Source organism: Streptomyces sp. NPDC057099 (assembly GCF_042671245.1).
Taxonomy (GTDB): Bacteria; Actinomycetota; Actinomycetes; order Streptomycetales; family Streptomycetaceae; genus Streptomyces; species Streptomyces purpurascens.
This window is the reverse complement of the sequence record NZ_JBHUTX010000041.1, coordinates 44,920-64,795: the sequence shown is the minus strand read 5'-3', so window position 1 is coordinate 64,795 and position 19,876 is coordinate 44,920. Positions and strand designations below refer to the sequence as shown.

Here is a 19,876-nt window from a genome sequence, read left to right as displayed (position 1 = left end):
GCACCCCGAAGGGTGCGGCCCCATCGCTCACTGCATCAGCGAGCGCGGCACTCAGGCCGCGACGACCTCGATGCTGACCTTGGCGTCAACCTCGGGGTGCAGACGCACGGACGACTGGTGGGCGCCCAGCGACTTGATCGGCGAACCGATCTCGATGCGACGCTTGTCGACCTCGGGGCCACCGGCAGCCTTGATCGCCGAGGCGATGTCGGCCGGGGTGACGGAACCGAAGAGGCGGCCGGCGTCGCCGGCACGGACGGCCAGGCGGACCTTGACGCCCTCGAGCTGGGCCTTCACCTGGTTGGCCTGCTCGATGGTCTGGATCTCGTGGATCTTGCGAGCACGACGGATCTGCTCGACGTCCTTCTCGCCGCCCTTGGTCCAGCGGATAGCGAAGTTCCGCGGGATCAGGTAGTTGCGAGCGTAACCGTCCTTGACGTCGACGACGTCGCCCGCGGCGCCGAGGCCGGAGACCTCGTGGGTGAGGATGATCTTCATGTGTCGGTCACCCTTCCCTTATCGCGCGGTGGAGGTGTAGGGCAGCAGCGCCATCTCACGGCTGTTCTTCACGGCCGTGGCGACGTCACGCTGGTGCTGCGTGCAGTTGCCGGTCACGCGGCGGGCACGGATCTTGCCGCGGTCGGAAATGAACTTCCGCAGCATGTTCGTGTCCTTGTAGTCCACGTACGTGACCTTGTCCTTGCAGAATGCGCAGACCTTCTTCTTCGGCTTGCGCACAGGCGGCTTCGCCATGGTGATTCTCCTGTGTGATCAAGAAGTTTGGGTGCGAACCCGCCCTAGAAGGGGGGCTCGTCCGAGTAGCCGCCGCCACCGCCGCCGGAGTTTCCACCCCAGCCGCCGCCACCGCCGCCCTGGTTGCCACCGGCGGGAGCGCCGGTCGCCCACGGGTCGTCAGCGGGAGCGCCGCCGCCCTGCTGGCCGCCACCGGGGCCGCCGCCCCAGCCGCCGCCACCCTGGCCGCCGCCGCCACCGCTGCCGCCGCCGTAGCCGCCCTGGCCACCGCGGCCGGTGGTCTTGGTGACCTTGGCCGTGGCGTTGCGCAGGCTGGCGCCGACTTCCTCGACGTCCAGCTCGTAGACCGTGCGCTTGACGCCCTCGCGGTCTTCGTAGGACCGCTGCTTCAGCCGGCCCTGCACGATGACGCGCATGCCTCGCTGGAGCGACTCGGCGACGTTCTCAGCCGCCTGGCGCCAGACCGAGCAGGTCAGGAAGAGGCTCTCGCCGTCCTTCCACTCGTTCGTCTGGCGGTCGAAGGTGCGGGGGGTGGACGCGACACGGAACTTCGCGACGGCCGCACCGGAGGGGGTGAAGCGCAGCTCGGGGTCGTCGACAAGATTGCCGACCACCGTGATGACGGTCTCGCCTGCCATGGGGAACCTCTCGGCGGGTTTGCTGCTGGCTGCTTGTGCTGCTACTCGAATCCCGGGATCAGCTGAGCGGAAGAGCTCAGTGGGTCTCGGGGCGGAGGACCTTGGTCCGGAGGACCGACTCGTTCAGGTTCATCTGGCGGTCGAGCTCCTTGACGACCGCAGGCTCGGCCTGCAGGTCGATGACCGAGTAGATGCCCTCGGGCTTCTTCTTGATCTCGTACGCGAGACGACGACGGCCCCAGGTGTCGACCTTCTCGACCTTTCCGCCGCCGTCACGGACGACAGAGAGGAAGTTCTCGATCAACGGAGAGACAGCGCGCTCCTCGACCTCGGGGTCGAGGATGACCATCACCTCGTAGTGACGCATGTGGAACCCACCTCCTTTGGACTCAGCGGCCACGGTCGATCCGTGGCAGGAGGGTTGTGATGCGTATCCGACGGTATCGGCCACCACTGACAGTCGGGGTTCTGTCGAGAACCCCCTGCGGTGATGTGGGCAGACACCGGTGCGGACGGTACAGAGTACCCGCACAGCGGCTTGCGGTTGAAATCCGGCCGCGAGGGCAGCCAATCTGTACACATCGGGTGTGTATGGCGCTACGATGCGCCGACTTTCGCAGGAGGTGCCCTATGGCACAGGCATTGCGACCCAACACCGCCGGCGGCCTCTTCGCCACGGACGGCAAGCCCCATCCGCTCCAGGACACCCTGCTCGCGGTGACCCTGGTGCTGGGCATCACGTCGTTCGTCACGGCACTCGTCGACGATGACCTGCACCTGCTCAGCTCCTGGACCGGCCTGGTGGGCATTCTCACCGGTGCCTACGGCCAGTGGATCTCGGAGACGACCCGTGAGCGCTTCGGCCTGATTCTGGGCCTGGGAGCCTCGGCTGTGGGGTTCTTCCTGGGCATGGCGCACGGCGGGTTGTTCGGCGGCCTCATCGACTGACGCCAGGGACACTCCCTCCTGAACATCGTGTGACGCCCCGGCCGCTCACGGGCCGGGGCGAAGGTCCGTACGCCCAACCGGCGCGCTCCCAAGGCGCAGTAGGCTTCGCGCGAGAGCCGGAGCCCCTGAACCCATGGGGACACACCAGCCCGAGGAGCGCCCCGAAATGAGCCTGACCCTGAGGACCATCAGCCGAGAGCAGCATCTGGCATACATCCAGAGCCTGCCGTCGGCGAGCCACATGCAGGTCCCGGCCTGGGCTGACGTCAAGGCGGAGTGGCGCTCCGAGCACCTCGGGTGGTTCGACGACCGGACCGGCGAGCTCGTCGGTGCCGGCCTGGTCCTCTACCGGCAGCTCCCCAAGATCAAGCGCTACCTCGCCTACCTGCCCGAGGGCCCGGTCATCAACTGGTTCTCGCCGAATCTGCAGGAATGGATCGAGCCGATGCTGGCTCATCTGAAGCAGCAGGGCGCCTTCTCCGTGAAGATGGGCCCGCCGGTGATCATCCGGCGCTGGGAGGCCGCCTCCATCAAGCAGGGCATCCAGAACCCGGACGTCAAGCGCCTGCGCGACATCGAGGCCGACCACATCGAGCCGCGCGCCTTCGAGGTCGCCGACAAGCTGCGCCGCATGGGCTGGCAGCAGGGCGAGGACGGCGGCGCCGGCTTCGGCGACGTCCAGCCCCGGTACGTCTACCAGGTGCCGCTGGCCAACCGTTCCCTGGAAGAGGTCCACAAGAACTTCAACCAGCTGTGGCGCCGCAACATCAAGAAGGCCGAGAAGGCCGGTGTCGAGGTCGTCCAGGGCGGCTACCAGGACCTCGAGGAATGGCAGCGGCTGTACGAGATCACGGCCGTGCGCGACCACTTCCGGCCGCGCCCGCTGTCGTACTTCCAGCGCATGTGGACGGCCCTCAACACCGAGGACCCCAACCGCATGCGGCTGTACTTCGCCCGGCACAACGGCGTGAACCTCTCGGCCGCGACGATGCTGATCGTCGGCGGGCACGTCTGGTACTCCTACGGCGCCTCCGACAACATCGGCCGTGAGGTCCGGCCCTCGAACGCCATGCAGTGGCGGATGCTGCGCGACGCCTACGCGCTCGGCGCCACCGTCTACGACCTGCGCGGCATCTCCGACTCCCTGGACGAGACCGACCACCTCTTCGGTCTGATCCAGTTCAAGGTGGGTACGGGCGGCCAGGCCGCCGAATACATCGGCGAGTGGGACTTCCCGCTGAACAAGCTGCTGCACAAGGCGCTCGACATCTACATGTCGCGCCGCTGACCCCGCACTCACCCCTCCTCCCGCACCTCTGACAGCCACGAGAAAGGTTCCAGGTCCGGATATGGCGCTCACGCTTTACGTCGACACCGCGCGCTGGCGTGCGCACCACAAGCACGTCCAGGATCAGTTCCCTGGGCTCGTCCCGGTCTGCAAGGGCAACGGCTACGGCTTCGGGCACGAGCGGCTGGCGGAGGAGGCCACCCGGCTGGGGTCGGACATCCTCGCCGTCGGCACGACGTACGAGGCAGCGCGCATCAAGGACTTCTTCGGCGGCGACCTGCTGGTGCTGACGCCGTACCGGCGTGGCGAGGAGCCGGTGCCGCTGCCGGACCGTGTCATCCGCTCGGTCTCGTCGATAGACGGCGTGTACGGCCTGGTCGGTGCCCGTGTGGTGATCGAGGTGATGTCCTCGATGAAGCGGCACGGCATCAGCGAGCAGGACCTCGCCCAGCTGCACGCCGCCATCGAGAACGTCCGCCTGGAGGGCTTCGCCATCCACCTGCCGCTGGACCGCACCGACGGCTCGGACGCGGTCGAGGAGGTCATCGGCTGGATGGACCGGCTGCGTGCGGCCCGGCTGCCCCTGCACACCATGTTCGTCAGCCACCTCAAGGCCGATGAACTCGCCCGTCTCCAGCAGCAGTTCCCGCAGACCCGGTTCCGTGCCCGCATCGGCACGCGGCTGTGGCTGGGGGATCACGAGGCCACCGAGTACCGCGGCGCGGTCCTGGACGTCACGCGCGTCGCCAAGGGCGAGCGCTTCGGCTACCGGCAGCAGAAGGCCGCCTCCGACGGCTTCCTGGTGGTCGTGGCGGGCGGTACGTCGCACGGGGTGGGCCTGGAGGCCCCCAAGGCGCTGCACGGCGTCATGCCGCGTGCCAAGGGCGTCGCCCGCGCCGGCCTCGCGACGGTCAACCGGAACCTTTCCCCGTTCGTCTGGGGCGGCAAGCAGCGCTGGTTCGCCGAGCCGCCGCACATGCAGGTCTCGATCCTGTTCGTGCCCTCGGACGCTCCGGAGCCGAAGGTCGGCGAGGAACTGGTGGCCCATCTGCGCCACACCACAACGCAGTTCGACCGGATCATGGACCGCTGACCGGCGCGGTGCGCTGAGGTCGCACCGCTCAGCAAGAAGGCCGTACACGGCTTCCCGTGTACGGCCTTTCGTTGTACCGCCTTACGCGTTCGCTCAGAGCGAACCGCCGGTCGCGCCCCGTTGGCCCCACTGGACCTGCGCCCCGTCGAACTCAACGGTCGTGTGCCGCGAGGGACGGGCCGCCGGACCGAGGACGAAGACGTCCTCGGCGCCGTCCAGCACTCCGCCCGAGGGATCGTCGTCGCCGGACCGGCGCACCGGATCCCGCTCCGGCATGAAGATGTCGCGCACGATCATGGCGCACAGGTACAGCGTCCCCAGCAGATGCAGGGCGATGGCCCAGTGGTAACCGTCGGTCGGCAGGCCCTTGTGGGCCTCTCCGCTGGTCGTGTACGCGAGGTACAGCCAGATCCCCAGGAAGTACGCCACCTCGCAGGCCTGCCAGATCAGGAAGTCCCGCCACCTCGGCCGGGCGAGCGCGGCCAGGGGGACCAGCCACAGGACGTACTGCGGCGAGTAGACCTTGTTGGTGAGGATGAACGCCGCGACGATCAGGAAGGCGAGCTGGGCGAACCGCGGGCGGCGCGGGGCGGTCAGGGCGAGCGCCGCGACAGCCGCGCAGCACACCAGCATCAGCAGCGTGGCGAGCGTGTTGACGGTGTCGATGCTGAGCGGGTCGTCCGAGTTCTGGGCCATGATCAGCCAGAAGGAGCCGAAGTCGACGCCCCGTTCCTGGCTGAACGTGTAGAACTTCGACCAGCCCTCGAACGCGAAGAGCATCACCGGCCCGTTCACGAGGACCCAGGCGACGATCGCGCCGCCCAGCGCCGTCCCGAACGCCCGCCACCTGCCCGCGCGCCAGCACAGCACCAACAGCGGCCCGAGGATCAGGAACGGATAGAGCTTGGCGGCCGTGGCGAGCCCCAGCAGGACGCCGAAAGCGAGGGGGCGGCCGCGTGACCACATCAGCATCGCCGCGGCCGTCAGAGCGACCGCCAGCAGATCCCAGTTGATGGTCGCCGTCAGCGCGAAGGCCGGCGCCAGAGCCACCAGCAGACCGTCCCAGGGGCGCCGGGCATGGGTACGGGTCACGCAGACGGCGATGACCGACGCACACACCATCAGCATCCCGGCGTTGACCATCCAGTACCACTGCTCCTGGTACTGGATGGTGCCGCTGCCGGGCGTGAGCCAGGAGGCGACCTCCATGAAGACGCCGGTCAGCACCGGGTACTCCAGGTACTGCATGTCGCCGGGCAGCCGGTCGAAGTACGGCACGAGCCCGTCGGCGAAGCCGCGCCCCTGGTAGAGGTGCGGGATGTCCGAGTAGCACGCGTGCGTGTACTGGGAGCTGGCACCGAAGAACCAGGCTCCGTTGAAGCAGGGCGCCTTCTGGACCAGGCCGAGAGCGAACATGCCGATCGCCACCAGCGCGATCACCCGCACGGGAGTCCACCGGGACGCCCCGATCAGGGCACGCCGCCCCAGCGGGCCGCCGATCAGCTCGCTGCCGGCCGCGGCGACCTCGTCCTCCTTGGTCGGCCGCACCGGGTCCGGCTCGTGGACGCTCGCTTGCGTCGATTCTGCACTGGGCATGCCGCACATCCTGCCGTACGTGTCTGTCAGTACGCCGAGGGCCGCCGTACCCGAGTGGGTACGGCGGCCCTTGTTTCACGTGAAACGGCTTCGCGTTTCACGTGAAACACCCAAGCCGGGCGATCGGCCGGCTAGCCGGTGGGGCCTCCGAAGATGCCTCCGTTGCCGTTTCCTCTGCTGTTGCCGCCGTTCTCGCTGGTATCCGTTGGCGAGGGCGACGTGCTCGGCTCTCCGCCCGTGCCGCCGTTCTCCGTACCACCGTCTTCCTCGTCACAGCCGAAGAAGCCGCAGGTGTCGGTGGGCGAGGGCGACTGCAGCGACGGCGTCCCGCTGGGCGTGGCGCTCGGGGACTCGGTCGCGGTCTCGCTGGGCTCCACACTGGGAGTCGGCGTCGGCGTCGGAGCGCCCACCGCGTCCTGGATGTCGCCGATCCTCGTGGGTTCCGGGAAGCCGAGGTCGGTCTCGCCCTTCAGGGCGGCCTTCATGTACTCGGTCCACACCAGCGTGGGGACGTCACCACCATGGATGGACGCCTCGCCCGCCGTGCCGTTCATGGAGAGCAGCTTGGCGCTCTTGGGGTCCTCACGGAACATCGCGACCGAGGTCGAGAGCTGCTGGGTGTAGCCGACGAACCAGGCCGACTTGTTCTCGTCCGTGGTACCGGTCTTTCCGGCCGCCGTACGGCCCAGGGACAGCGCGTTCTTACCCGTACCGTTCTGGATGACGTTCTCCAGAACGTTCGTGACGTTGTTCGCCACGTTCTCGGGCATCGCCTGCGTGATCCTCGGCTTCTCGAAGCCGGGAACCTCCTGCCCGTTGGACTTGACGCTCGTCACCGAGTACGGAGCGGCCTGCTTGCCGGCGGCGGCGAACGTCGCGTAGGAGTCGGCCATGCGGATCGCGCTGGGAGTCGACGTACCGAGCGCGAACGACGCGTTGAGGCCGGCGAAACTGCTGTCCAGGATGCCGGCCTTCTCGGCCAGGTCGGCCACGTTCTTCATCCCCACATCCATGCCGAGCTGCACGAACGGGGTGTTGACGGACTGCTCCATCGCCTTGCGCAGGGAGATGTACCCCCACGGGCGATCGCTCTCGTTCTCCTGGAAGAAGGGCGTGTTGTCCTTCTTCATGACATAGGAGCCGTCGTTGTTCCTGATCTTGAGATGGTCGTTGCCGTTGTACTTGCTGAGCGGCGAAAGGGGACCGTCGCTCCGGTAGGTGCCGTGCTCCATGGCGGCGGCGAGCACGAACGGCTTCCACGTCGAGCCGACGGGGACACCCGAGGTGTCCGCGTTGTTGTTGAAGTGGCCGTTCTCGTACCCCGCGCCGCCGTAGAGGGCGACGATCGCGCCGTCCTTGGGCTTCACCGACGCCGCGCCGAACTGGACGTGCTTGTCCAGCTCACGCTTGTCCGGGTCGAGCTTTTCCTTCTCGACCTTCTTGACGGCCTTGGTCAGCGCTTCGACCTTGGCCTTGTCGAAGGTCGTCTTGATCTGGTACCCGCCCTGGTCGAACTGCTTCTCCGTGATGTTGGAGTGGTTCAGGACGTACTTCTTGGCCGTGTCCGCCAGGTAGCCGATCTGGCCGCTCATGCCCTTGGCCGCCTTGCGGTCATCGGGCATGGGGTACGTCTTGATCGCCTTCTGGTATTCGGCGTCCGTGAGCTTCTTGTCGTTGTGCATCTGCTGGAGGATCCAGCCCCAGCGCTCCTCGGAACGCTTGCGGTTGGCGTCGGCGGTCGCCGTCTTGTCAAGGCTGTCGTTACCCGCAGGGTCGTAGTACGTCGGACCCTTGAGCAGGGCCGCGAGGAAGGCGCACTCGCTCGGCTCGAGCTTGACCGCGTCCTTGCCGTAGTACGTCTGGGCGGCAGCCTGGATGCCGTAGGCGCCGCGGCCGTAGTACGAGGTGTTGAGGTACCCCTGGAGGATCTCGTCCTTGGTGAGCTTCGTGCCCACCTTGATCGAGATGAACATCTCCTTGAACTTACGGGTGACCGTCTGGTCCTGGCTCAGGTAGGTGTTCTTGACGAACTGCTGGGTGATGGTCGAACCACCCTGCGTGTCGCCGCCCCGGGCCATGTTCGCCAGCGCTCGGGCGATGCCCATGGGGTCGACGCCGGAGTCCTGGTAGAAGCTCTTGTTCTCGGCCGAGATCACCGCCTGCTGCATGGCCTCGGGGATCCGGTCGATCGTGACGTTCTGGCGGTTCTGGCCACTACCGGTCGCGATCATCTGCTTGCCGTTGGCCCAGTAGTAGACGTTGTTCTGCGACAGGGCCGCCGCGTTCTCCTCGTTGGGGACGCCCACCATGGCGTACCCGATGCCCGCCACGGCCACCAGGCTCCCGAAGAAGCCGATGCACAGGCCGGAGACGAGCCTCCAGGACGGCACCCAGCGCTGCCAGCCGTACTTGCCGGCCCGCGGATAGTCGATCAGCCGCTTCTTGTCGTACATGGCCGGGCGCCCTCTGCCCCTGCCGGGCCCGGCAGGCCCGCCCGGAGCGGCGCGCCGGCCGCCTCGTGTCGGTTCGGCCGCTCTGCGGCGGCCGCCCCCACTTCTCTGCGCCGCACGCCGGGCATCCGCACGGCCGCCGTACTGGCGCTCCTCACCCCCCGAGTCGTAGGAGTCCGACCCATAGGAGTCGGACGGAGACCCGGTGGCGCCTCGCGGTGCCGCGCGGCGGCCGGAGGACGAGCCGGACTGGCCGCGTCGGGCCGCGGCACGTCCGCCTCCCTGCGGCTGCGGCGGTTTGCGACGGTGCTCGCTCATCGAACGACTACTCCTCGGGCAGGCGCACCCCTGCGCGCCTGGAAACGGTTGCTAGTTTCCGGTCCCCCCGAAGTACGGATGCGGTCGGCTCCGCATTCATCGGTCCCGCGTGCACCCGTACTACACCGAAGACGAGGACGCCCTCAGGCGTCCCACGGTTCCCGGTGATGTGCATGGCGCACAGACTACGCACCGCCAAAACCTGCCGAGGACCGAAGTTCACCTCAAATCAGGCAACTCGCGTCTGACGAATCAGTGATGTGACCCCGGTCACCACACCCCCTCTTGTCGCATCCGTAAGGCCGTTCTATCGTCGTGATGTATCGAGTCGATACATCAGCTCGACACATCTGACCGAGACATCGGTACCGCGGGAGAGAGGAGGCGACGATGAGCCGGCGTTCCGGGATCCTCGAGTTCGCCGTACTCGGCCTGCTCCGCGAATCTCCGATGCACGGCTATGAGCTGCGCAAACGACTCAACACATCACTGGGTGTGTTCCGTGCGTTCAGCTACGGGACGCTGTACCCCTGCCTCAAGACGCTGGTCGCCAACGGCTGGTTGATCGAGGAGCCGGGGAACACCACCGAGGACGCCCTCGCAGCCCCCCTCACGGGGCGGCGCGCCAAGATCGTCTACCGGTTGACGGCGGAGGGCAAGGAGCACTTCGAACAGCTGCTCTCGCAGACCGGGCCCGACGCGTACGAGGACGAGCACTTCGCCGCCCGTTTCGCATTCTTCGGGCAAACCTCACGCGATGTACGCATGCGCGTGCTGGAAGGCCGCCGCAGCCGGCTGGAGGAGCGCCTCGAGAAGATGCGCGTCTCCCTGGCCCGGACCCGGGAGCGCCTCGACGACTACACGCTTGAGCTTCAGCGCCATGGGATGGAGTCCGTGGAGCGCGAGGTGCGCTGGCTGAACGAGCTCATCGAGAGCGAGCGGGCGGGGCGGGACCTCAACGGTTCCTCCTCCGGAGAGCCCGCTTCGCGTGACACCACATCTGGAGCGTCGGGCGGCCTGCCCCGGCCGGGGGACGACCCCCGTCCGGATACGCCCGACGACACCGCCACGTGAGAGCCCCTGAGGGCCTCACTCATACACACAGGGAGCAACCGGAATGGGTTCGGTTCGCGTAGCCATCGTCGGCGTGGGCAACTGCGCCGCATCGCTGGTACAGGGAGTCGAGTACTACAAGGACGCCGACCCGGCGTCCAAGGTGCCGGGCCTGATGCACGTCCAGTTCGGCGACTACCACGTCCGCGACCTCGAGTTCGTCGCCGCGTTCGACGTGGACGCCAAGAAGGTCGGTCTCGACCTCGCGGACGCCATCGGCGCCTCCGAGAACAACACCATCAAGATCTGCGACGTGCCCAGCACCGGCGTGACGGTCCAGCGCGGCCACACCCTCGACGGCCTCGGCCGGTACTACCGGGAGACGATCGAGGAGTCCGCCGAGGAGCCGGCCGACGTCGTCCAGATCCTCAAGGACAAGCAGATCGACGTCCTGGTCTGCTACCTGCCCGTCGGCTCCGAGGACGCGGCGAAGTTCTACGCCCAGTGCGCCATCGACGCCAAGGTCGCCTTCGTCAACGCCCTTCCGGTCTTCATCGCCGGCACCAAGGAGTGGGCGGACAAGTTCACCGAGGCGGGCGTCCCGATCGTCGGCGACGACATCAAGTCCCAGGTCGGCGCCACCATCACGCACCGCGTCATGGCGAAGCTGTTCGAGGACCGGGGCGTCGTCCTGGACCGCACGATGCAGCTGAACGTCGGCGGCAACATGGACTTCAAGAACATGCTCGAGCGCGACCGCCTCGAGTCGAAGAAGATCTCCAAGACGCAGGCCGTCACCTCCCAGATCCGCGACCGCGAACTGGGCGAGGGCAACGTCCACATCGGCCCGTCCGACTACGTCGCCTGGCTGGACGACCGCAAGTGGGCCTATGTCCGCCTCGAGGGCCGCGCCTTCGGTGACGTCCCGCTGAACCTGGAGTACAAGCTGGAGGTCTGGGACTCCCCGAACTCCGCCGGCGTCATCATCGACGCCGTGCGCGCCGCGAAGATCGCCAAGGACCGCGGCATCGGTGGTCCGATCCTCTCCGCGTCGAGCTACTTCATGAAGTCCCCGCCGGTCCAGTACTTCGACGACGAGGCCCGCGAGAACGTCGAGAAGTTCATCAAGGGTGAGGTCGAGCGCTGACGCGCCGCAACGAGTCGCTCCTGCCAGGGCTGTGAGGGTCCCCGGGTCGTACGACCCGGGGACCCTCCCCGTATGTGAGGCTGTGCCCCATGGCCGTCGTCCGTGACCTGCGCGTCCTGTTGCGCTTCCAGGGCTTCCGGCGTCTGCTCGCCGTGCGTCTGCTCTCCCAGGGTGCCGACGGCGTGTACCAGGTCGCGCTCGCCGCGTACGTCGTCTTCTCTCCGGAGAAGCAGACCTCGGCCGCTGCGGTCGCCTCCGCGATGGCGGTGCTGCTGCTCCCGTACTCCCTCGTCGGCCCCTTCGCCGGTGTCCTGCTGGACCGTTGGCGCCGCCGCCAGGTCCTGCTGTACGGCAGCCTGTTGCGCGCCCTGCTGGCCTCGGCGACGGCCCTGCTGATGCTCAGCCCGGCCCCCGACTGGCTCTTCTACGTCTCCGCCCTGTGCGTCACCGCGGTCAACCGTTTCGTTCTCTCGGGCCTCTCCGCAGCCCTGCCGCGCGTGGTCGACGCAGATCGCCTGGTCATCGCCAACTCCCTCTCCCCGACCGCCGGGACGCTGGCGGCGACCGCGGGCGGCGGCCTCGCCTTCGCCGTCCGCCTGGTGGTGGCGGACTCCGACGCCGCCGTGGTGCTCGTGGGAGCCGGGCTGTATCTGTGTGCGGCCGTGGCGTCGCTGAGCATGGCGCGGGAACTCCTCGGCCCCGACCGGACCTCGGTGGGCGAGCGGCTCGGGCCCGCTCTCACGGGCACCGCTCGCGACCTGGCGGCCGGCGTACGTCACCTGGCCGCGCCGCAGCGCAGGGAGGCCGCCTGGGCGCTGGCGGCGATGTCGCTGATGCGGTTCTGCTACGGCGCCCTGCTGGTCATGCTGCTGATGCTCTGCCGGTACGCGCTCACCTCGACCACGGACGACGGACTCGCCCTGCTGGGGCTGGCGTTGGGCGTCTCCGGCGCGGGATTCTTCGCGGCGGCCGTGGTGACGCCCTGGGCCGCGGGGCGGCTGGGTCCGGGCCGCTGGATCGTCGTGTGCGCGGGGGCCGCCGCGCTGCTGGAGCCCGCTCTCGGGCTGCCGTTCGCCACCGCCCCCTTGCTGGTCGCGGCCTTCGTCCTGGGGCTGACCACCCAGGGCGCGAAGATCGCCACGGACACCATCGTCCAGTCCTCCGTGGAGGACGGCTTCCGTGGCCGGATCTTCTCCGTTTACGACGTCCTGTTCAACGTCTTCTTCGTCGGCGCCGCCGCCGTGGCGGCCCTGATGCTGCCTCCGGACGGCCGGTCCGTGCCTCTGGTGATCACGATCGCCGTTGTCTACGCGGCAGTAGCGGCGGCTATGGCCCGGTTTGGCCACCGGTAAGTGTCACATCAATGACACAGAGCCACTTCTGACTACTGCGCTGTCAGTGGGGACCGATAACTTACGTGCGTCTTATCTCGCGACATGTTCGCGTCATTCACCATGCACTAGGGGGAACCCCGAATGACCACTCCGCCGCCCCAGGGCAACCCGTTCGCACAGAGCCAGCCCGCGGGTCAGCCCCAGGCTCCGTACCCGCCGCAGGGCGGCTACCCCCAGCAGCCCGGACAGCCCGGCTTCCCGCCCCAGGGCGCTCCGTACGCCCCGGTCCCGCCCCAGCCGTCCGGCCGCAAGCTCAGCTTCAAGACCATCAAGAACATCGTGATCGTCATCGCGGTGGCGGGTATGGCCATCGGCGGCTACATAGCCAGCCGCGACGACGCCAACACGGCGGCCGTCGGCGACTGCATGCACCGTGGCAGCACCAGCGACAACAACCCGGACCTCGAGGTCGTCGAGTGCAGCGACGCGAAGGCTGAGTACGTGGTGCTGGCCAAGATCGAGGGCTCGTTCCTCACGGACACGCTGGCGTCGAGCAAGTGCGAGTCCGCGGCCAAGGACTTCCAGTACTCGTACACCGAGAGCGGTGACGGCAAGGACTTCCTGCTCTGCCTGAAGGACTACAAGAAGTAGGGCAGCCACGCAGACACGGAGAGGGGCGGTGTTTCACGTGAAACACCGCCCCTCCGGCTGTCTCCTGCGGGGTCATGTTTCACGTGAAACATGACCCCGTTTCACAGCCTCAGCCCTCCTGCCCGGCCCACCACTCCTTGAGTGCTGCGAGGGCGGCGTCCTGCTCCATCGGCCCGTTCTCCAGCCGTAGCTCAAGCATGTGCTTGTACGCGCGGCCGATGACCGGGCCGGGACCGACGCCGAGGATCTCCATGATCTGGTTGCCGTCGAGGTCCGGGCGGATGGAGTCCAGCTCCTCCTGCTCCTGAAGGCCGGCGATCCGCTCCTCCAGGCCGTCGTACGCACGCGACAGGGCTGTCGCCTTGCGCTTGTTGCGCGTGGTGCAGTCCGAGCGGGTCAGCTTGTGAAGACGGTCGAGGAGCGGTCCGGCGTCACGGACGTAGCGGCGGACCGCCGAGTCCGTCCACTCGCCGGTGCCGTAGCCGTGGAAGCGCAGATGGAGCTCGACCAGACGGGAGACGTCCTTCACCAGCTCGTTGGAGTACTTGAGGGCCGTCATGCGCTTCTTGGTCATCTTCGCCCCGACCACCTCGTGGTGGTGGAACGAGACCCGGCCGTCGCTCTCGAAGCGACGCGTGCGCGGCTTGCCGATGTCATGGAGCAGGGCTGCCAGGCGGAGCGTCAGGTCGGGACCGTCGTCCTCCAGGGCCATCGCCTGCTCCAGGACGATCAGCGTGTGGTCGTAGACGTCCTTGTGCCGGTGGTGCTCATCACGCTCCAGGCGCAAGGCGGGCAGCTCGGGCAGCACACGGTCGGCGAGGCCGGTCTCGACGAGCAGCGTCAGGCCCTTGCGCGGGTACCGGGACAGGACCAGCTTGTTCAGCTCGTCGCGCACCCGCTCGGCCGAGACGATGTCCAGACGCCCAGCCATGTCCGTCATCGCCGCGACGACCTCGGGAGCGACCTCGAAATCGAGCTGAGCCGCGAAGCGCGCGGCCCGCATCATCCGCAGCGGGTCGTCCGAGAAGGACTCCTCCGGGGTGCCAGGCGTGCGCAGCACACGCGCCGCGAGGTCCTCGAGGCCGCCGTGCGGGTCGACGAACTCCTTCTCCGGCAGCCCGACGGCCATCGCGTTCACGGTGAAGTCACGGCGGACGAGGTCTTCCTCGATGGAGTCGCCGTACGACACCTCGGGCTTGCGCGAGGTCCGGTCGTAGGCCTCCGAACGGTAGGTCGTCACCTCGATCTGATAGCCGTCCTTCTGGGCGCCGACGGTGCCGAAGGCGATCCCGACCTCCCAGACGGCGTCGGCCCACGGGCGCACGATCTTGAGGACGTCCTGGGGACGGGCGTCGGTCGTGAAGTCGAGGTCGTTGCCGAGCCGGCCCAGCAGCGCGTCCCGCACCGAGCCGCCGACCAGGGCGAGTGAGAACCCGGCCTCCTGGAAGCGGCGGGCGAGGACGTCGGCGACAGGAGCGACCCGCAGCAGTTCACTCACCGCGCGGTGCTGCACCTGGCTGAGGGCACTGGACGTTTCTTCGTTGGCGTTCGGCACAACAGAAGAGGGTACGTGGCCCGGGCGACCACAGGCTCCCCCTATTACGCGTGCGGACTCGTCCGTGAATAGACGCACAAGAGCTGCTCTTGAGATGTAAAAAGCCGCTCCCTTTTATACGGTCACATACCGGGCAGGACAGTGCCCGCCCGCGATCTTGTGGAGCGGACCGCGGCACTTCCCCTCAGCGCGCATCGTTACCATGCGTGGACGCACATTCCGACGACCACTGACGACGACGAGGGACGGGCGAAGCGCGTGGCCGACGCGGCAGACTTCCAGGGGACCAGTGCCTCACCTGCCCGCCGGTGGCTGCGGCGCACCGGGGCACTGCTCGCCGGCGCGCCTCTGCTGGCCGGGCTGCTCCAGCTGCCCGCCGCGGCCCCGGCGGACGCGGCCGGACAGGAGGCCCCGCAGGCGGCCGGAGGCTCGGGCTCGGTGGCCGTCGCTGTCGACTCGCTCACTCCCACCGCCCCCACCGACGGGGACACGGTGAACGTGTCGGGCACGGTCACCAACAACGGCAAGCAAGCGGTCACCGACGCGCACGCCGATCTGCGAGTGGGCCCCTCACTGGACACCCGCTCCTCCATCGACGCCCTCGCCAAGAAGAGCGGCGACGTCCAGGGACCCGCCGGCAAGGCGGTCGGCGGCAAGTACAGCGAGAAGTTCGCCAAGCTCACCCCCGGCGTGGCCCAGCCCTTCAACATCTCCGTACCGGCCGACGAGCTGGACCTCGGTCCGGACGGCGTCTACCAGCTGGCCGTCGCGCTCTCCGGTGAGACCTCCGCGCAGCCCTGGGACCAGGTCCTGGGGGTCCAGCGCACGTTCCTGCCGTGGCAGCCCGAGGAAGCCGGCACCAAGACGAAGACCACGTTCATGTGGCCGCTCACCTCCACCGTCCACATGACGGCCGAGACGGGGTCGAACGAGCAGCAGACGCCGGTCTTCCGCAACGACGACCTCGCCGAGGAGATCGCCCCGGGCGGCCGTCTCGACCAGATGGTGTCGCTGGGCAAGGGCCTCGACATCACCTGGGTGATCGACCCCGACCTGCTGGCATCCGTCGACGCGATGACGCGGAACTACCAGGTCAGAGGCGAGGACGGCACCACCACCGCAGGCCGGAACCAGGCGGTCGCCAAGCAGTGGCTCGCCCAGCTCCAGCAGGCCGTCACGGGCAAGGAGGTCGTCGCCCTGCCCTTCGGCGACCCGGACCTGGCCTCCCTCGCCCACAACGGCACGAACGTCACGGGTTCGCTGAGCCACCTCAAGGAGGCCACCGACGTCGTCGAGGACACGGTGGAGACGATCCTCCATGTGAAGCCGTCCACCGACTTCGCCTGGCCCGCGGACGGCGCCGTCGATCCGTCGATCGTGAAGGTCGCCACCTCGGCGGGCGCCGACAAGGTGATCGCCCGCAGCGACAGCCTCCAGGACAACCTGTCGTACACGCCCTCCGCGGCCCGGCCCGTCGGAGGCGGCACCACGGCGGTCGTCGCGGACGCCAGGCTGTCCACGGCGTTCCAGGGCAACCTGACGAAGGCCTCCGCCTCCACGCAAGCCGTGCAGCGCTTCCTGGCCCAGAGCCTGACGCTCGGCCTGCAGTCCGGCAAGCAGCGCAGTGTCGTCGTCGCCCCGCAGCGCATGCCCTCCGTGAGCCAGGCGCAGGCCATGGCCGAGGCGCTGGCGACCCTGCAGAGCGGGAACTGGTCCGAGTCGCAGGACCTCGCGGACGCCGCCAAGGCCAAGCCGGACCCGGCGGCCAACACCAGGGTGCCGCCGACCTCCGCGTATCCCTCCTCGCTGCGCAACCAGGAGCTGCTGCGGGCCGGCTTCGAGCAGATCGCCAGGACACAGGGCAAGCTCGACCGCTTCAAGGTGATCCTCACCGACCAGTCCCGGGTGGTGACCCCCTTCGGGCGGGCCATGAACCGTGAGATGTCCACGTCGTGGCGTGGCCGGGGCGTCGCGGCGGTGGGGTACCGCGACGGCGTCGAGTCGTACCTCGACGGGCTCGCCGACGGGGTCAAGCTGATCGAGAAGTCGGAGACCAAGCTCTCCGGCCGCAGCGCCACGATCCCCGTGACCGTCCAGAACAACCTGGTCCAAGGCGTCGAGCACCTCCATCTGCGGCTCACGTCGAAGAACCCGACGCGCCTGAAGATCGGCGACGACGCCTACGAGGAACAGCCCGTCACCGTGAACGGCGGCCACAGCCAGTCGGTGAAGTTCACCACGTCCGCCAACGCCAACGGCCGGGCGGAGGTCGTCGCCCAGCTGTACACCGAGGACGGCCAGAAGTACGGCGCCCCCGTCACCTTCGACGTGAAGGTCACCGAGGTCACGGCCACCGTGATGCTGGTCATCGGCGGCGGTGTCCTGCTCCTGGTCCTCGCCGGCTTCCGCATGTACACCCAGCGCAAGCGCGCCGCCGCCGCCCGCGAGACGGACGAGGACGGAACCGCAGAGGCGGACGACGACGCCGAAAGCCCGCAGAACCCCGAGGCCCCCGGCGACCGTCTCAAGCAGGAGACCGAGGCCGGATCGCGCGCGGAGGGCCCGGAGCAGCCGAGTGACCCGGCCCCGGACACCGCAGCGGAAAGCGCCGACCCGTCCGGCACGGGTGAGAGAGTGGACCGTTAGATGTCGTGGCCGGTGGGCCGGGGACGATGAGGTGGGGTAACCATGAACGCGCCGTACGACGGTGACCGCGGCCGTGCCGCGGGCAGCTCGGGCTACCCCGAGTCGGGCGGGCCCGAGGGCTCGCCGGCCGAGCACGGCCAGGTACCGCCGCAGCCCCCCGCGGACATGTACCTCCAGGACGCCTACGACCAGGACCCCTACCGGGCACAGGACCTAGCCGCCCAGGACCCGGTCGCCGAGGCCCTCTACGACCGCGCCGCGCACCCACCGCCCCCGGCGGGCACGTACCAGCCGCAGCAGATGTACGCCCAGCCTCCGCAGTCGCCGTACGCGCCCGACCCGCAGGTGTGGGCCCAGACGCCCGCGCCGGAGCCGGAGGGCCCGACACGGCACCTGCCCTACGGAGACGACCCCAGAACCACCCAGTTCGTGGGGGTGGACGATCTGGTCTCCCAGGCGGGCGAGCCGCGCCAGGAGCCGGACGCCTTCGCCCACCTCTACAGGGACCAGCAGCAGAACAGCGGTCACCCGTCGTACGAGCAGCCGTCGGTCCCCGGCCCCTCCCAGGCCCCGGGGCAGAGGGGACAGGGCCAGTACGCGGCACAGGGCCAGTACGGAGCCCAGGGCGCGTACGGCGCGCCCGGCCAGACCGCTCCGGCGCAGCCCCTCGTGGAAGAACCTCCCGCCCAGGAGCCCGCTGCCTCGCCGGCCCCCAAGAAGGGCGGCCGCGCCGCGGGCCTCATGAAGTCCAGCGCCGTGATGGCGGCGGGCACCATGGTCTCCCGCCTCACCGGCTTCATCCGCTCCGCGCTGATCGTGTCGGCCATCGGCGTCGGCTTCCTCGGTGACACCTTCCAGGTCGCCTACCAGCTGCCGACGATGCTCTACATCCTCACGGTCGGCGGCGGTCTCAACTCCGTCTTCGTGCCGCAGCTCGTACGCGCCATGAAGGACGACGAGGACGGCGGCGAGGCGTACGCCAACCGCCTGCTGACCCTCGTCATGGTGGCGCTCGGCGGGCTCACCGCGCTCGCGATCTTCGCCGCGCCGCTCCTGATCCGCCTGATGTCCCCCTCGATCGCCAGCGATCCCGCGGCGAATCAGGTCGCGATCACCTTCGTCCAGTACTTCCTGCCCTCGATCTTCTTCATGGGCATCCATGTGGTGATGGGCCAGATCCTCAACGCGCGCGGGAAGTTCGGCGCGATGATGTGGACCCCGGTCCTGAACAACATCGTCATCATCGTGACGCTGGGCATGTTCATCTTCGTCTACGGCACGGCCGCCGACTCCAAGATGGAGGTCTCGACCATCCCGCCGGAGGGCCAGCGGCTCCTCGGCGTCGGTGTCCTGCTCGGCCTCGTGGTCCAGGCGCTGGCGATGATCCCCTACCTGCGCGAGACCGGCTTCCGGCTGCGGCTGCGCTTCGACTGGAAGGGCCATGGCCTCGGCAAGGCCATGACGCTCGCCAAGTGGACGATCCTGTTCGTCCTCGCCAACCAGGCGGGCGCCATGGTCGTCATCTGGCTGTCCACCGCGGCGGGCAAGGCCTCGCCCATGAAGGGCACCGGTTTCGCCGCCTACGCCAACGCACAGCTCATCTGGGGCCTTCCGCAGGCGATCATCACGGTCTCCCTGATGGCCGCTCTGCTGCCGCGTCTGTCGCGGTCGGCGGCCGAGGGCGACGCGGGCGCCGTCCGCGACGACATCTCCCAGGGCCTGCGCACCACGGCGGTCGCGATCGTGCCGATCGCGTTCGGTTTCCTCTCGCTCGGCATCCCCATGTGCACGCTGATGTTCGGCTCCTCGGGCACCAGCGCGGCCACCAACATGGGCTTCATGCTGATGGCGTTCGGTCTCGGCCTGATCCCGTACTCGGTGCAGTACGTCGTCCTGCGCGCCTTCTACGCCTACGAGGACACCCGAACCCCCTTCTACAACACGGTCATCGTGGCCGCGGTCAACGCGGGCGCGTCGGCGGTCTGCTACTTCGTCGTCCCGGCCCGCTGGGCCGTGGTCGGCATGGCCGCCTCGTACGGCCTGGCGTACGCGATCGGTGTCGGCGTCGCCTGGAGCCGGCTGCGCAAGCGGCTGGGCGGGGACCTCGACGGCGCCCGTGTCCTGCGGACCTACGCCCGGCTGTGCATCGCGTCGATCCCGGCCGCGCTGCTCAGCGGCGCGGCCTGCTACGGCATCGGCCAGACCATCGGCCAGGGCGTCATGGGCTCGCTCGCCGGGGTACTGGCCGGCGGTGCCGTGCTTCTCGGGATCTTCTTCGTCGCCGCCCGCCGCATGCGTATCGAGGAGCTCAACTCGCTGGTCGGCATGGTCCGCGGACGCCTGGGACGCTGAGTCGGGGGGTAGACGCACAACCATCGTCAGCCGCTGCGTGTCGTGCATAGCGGC

General features: G+C 68.6%; 16 protein-coding genes. 9 read left to right on the top strand and 7 right to left on the bottom strand.

All coding sequences use genetic code 11. The features are described from left to right. Positions 1-51: 51 nt before the first annotated feature. From rplI to rpsF, 4 genes are all read right to left on the bottom strand, one after another. Positions 52-498, bottom strand: a complete 447-nt coding sequence (rplI, locus tag ACFT4A_RS33265) for a 50S ribosomal protein L9 (RefSeq protein ID WP_382837677.1) — start codon at positions 496-498, stop codon at positions 52-54. Between the two features lie 18 nt (positions 499-516). Continuing rightward, positions 517-753, bottom strand: coding sequence for a 30S ribosomal protein S18 (gene rpsR / locus ACFT4A_RS33260; protein WP_003949403.1), 237 nt, complete (start codon positions 751-753; stop codon positions 517-519). 44 nt (positions 754-797) lie between these two features. After that, entirely contained in the window at positions 798-1,391 is a 594-nt protein-coding gene (locus ACFT4A_RS33255; protein ID WP_382837674.1) for a single-stranded DNA-binding protein, read from the bottom strand. A gap of 76 nt (positions 1,392-1,467) precedes the next feature. Continuing rightward, positions 1,468-1,758 carry a 30S ribosomal protein S6 gene (gene rpsF / locus ACFT4A_RS33250; RefSeq protein ID WP_030847098.1) on the bottom strand — a complete coding sequence of 97 codons (291 nt, stop codon included), beginning with the start codon at positions 1,756-1,758 and terminating at the stop codon, positions 1,468-1,470. 263 nt (positions 1,759-2,021) lie between these two features. On the opposite strand from rpsF, the gene ACFT4A_RS33245 reads away from it, so the two are divergent. From ACFT4A_RS33245 to ACFT4A_RS33235, 3 genes are all read left to right on the top strand, one after another. Further along, entirely contained in the window at positions 2,022-2,339 is a 318-nt protein-coding gene (locus tag ACFT4A_RS33245; RefSeq protein WP_382837671.1) for a hypothetical protein, read from the top strand. Positions 2,340-2,505: 166 nt separating this feature from the next. Then, the gene (femX, locus tag ACFT4A_RS33240) at positions 2,506-3,627 is read left to right on the top strand and encodes a peptidoglycan bridge formation glycyltransferase FemX (protein ID WP_382837669.1); all 1,122 of its coding nucleotides are present in this window, start codon (positions 2,506-2,508) and stop codon (positions 3,625-3,627) included. A 61-nt stretch (positions 3,628-3,688) separates the two neighbouring features. After that, positions 3,689-4,720 carry an alanine racemase gene (locus tag ACFT4A_RS33235; RefSeq protein ID WP_215120322.1) on the top strand — a complete coding sequence of 344 codons (1,032 nt, stop codon included), beginning with the start codon at positions 3,689-3,691 and terminating at the stop codon, positions 4,718-4,720. A 93-nt stretch (positions 4,721-4,813) separates the two neighbouring features. On the opposite strand, the gene ACFT4A_RS33230 is transcribed toward ACFT4A_RS33235, so the two are convergent. Together ACFT4A_RS33230 and ACFT4A_RS33225 are read right to left on the bottom strand one after the other, a co-directional pair. Beyond that, the gene (locus tag ACFT4A_RS33230; protein ID WP_382837666.1) at positions 4,814-6,325 is read right to left on the bottom strand and encodes a glycosyltransferase family 87 protein; all 1,512 of its coding nucleotides are present in this window, start codon (positions 6,323-6,325) and stop codon (positions 4,814-4,816) included. A gap of 122 nt (positions 6,326-6,447) precedes the next feature. After that, a complete protein-coding gene (locus ACFT4A_RS33225) occupies positions 6,448-9,084 on the bottom strand; it encodes a transglycosylase domain-containing protein (RefSeq protein ID WP_382837664.1) in 2,637 nt (878 codons plus the stop codon). Between the two features lie 390 nt (positions 9,085-9,474). On the opposite strand from ACFT4A_RS33225, the gene ACFT4A_RS33220 reads away from it, so the two are divergent. From ACFT4A_RS33220 to ACFT4A_RS33205, 4 genes are all read left to right on the top strand, one after another. Next, on the top strand, positions 9,475-10,158 hold the full coding sequence (locus ACFT4A_RS33220) for a PadR family transcriptional regulator (protein WP_184593854.1): 684 nt from the start codon (positions 9,475-9,477) through the stop codon (positions 10,156-10,158). A 43-nt stretch (positions 10,159-10,201) separates the two neighbouring features. Then, entirely contained in the window at positions 10,202-11,284 is a 1,083-nt protein-coding gene (locus ACFT4A_RS33215; RefSeq protein ID WP_382837661.1) for an inositol-3-phosphate synthase, read from the top strand. 89 nt (positions 11,285-11,373) lie between these two features. Then, positions 11,374-12,636, top strand: a complete 1,263-nt coding sequence (locus ACFT4A_RS33210) for an MFS transporter (protein WP_382837658.1) — start codon at positions 11,374-11,376, stop codon at positions 12,634-12,636. Between the two features lie 123 nt (positions 12,637-12,759). Continuing rightward, positions 12,760-13,269: a hypothetical protein gene (locus ACFT4A_RS33205; protein ID WP_382837655.1), complete on the top strand. Its 510-nt coding sequence runs from the start codon at positions 12,760-12,762 to the stop codon at positions 13,267-13,269. 109 nt (positions 13,270-13,378) lie between these two features. On the opposite strand, the gene ACFT4A_RS33200 is transcribed toward ACFT4A_RS33205, so the two are convergent. Then, positions 13,379-14,824, bottom strand: coding sequence for a CCA tRNA nucleotidyltransferase (locus ACFT4A_RS33200; RefSeq protein ID WP_382837652.1), 1,446 nt, complete (start codon positions 14,822-14,824; stop codon positions 13,379-13,381). Between the two features lie 258 nt (positions 14,825-15,082). On the opposite strand from ACFT4A_RS33200, the gene ACFT4A_RS33195 reads away from it, so the two are divergent. Both ACFT4A_RS33195 and murJ read left to right on the top strand, forming a co-directional pair. Then, the gene (locus tag ACFT4A_RS33195; RefSeq protein ID WP_382837649.1) at positions 15,083-17,470 is read left to right on the top strand and encodes a DUF6049 family protein; all 2,388 of its coding nucleotides are present in this window, start codon (positions 15,083-15,085) and stop codon (positions 17,468-17,470) included. A 42-nt stretch (positions 17,471-17,512) separates the two neighbouring features. Further along, entirely contained in the window at positions 17,513-19,822 is a 2,310-nt protein-coding gene (gene murJ, locus ACFT4A_RS33190) for a murein biosynthesis integral membrane protein MurJ (protein WP_382837646.1), read from the top strand. The last annotated feature ends 54 nt before the right edge of the window (positions 19,823-19,876 follow it).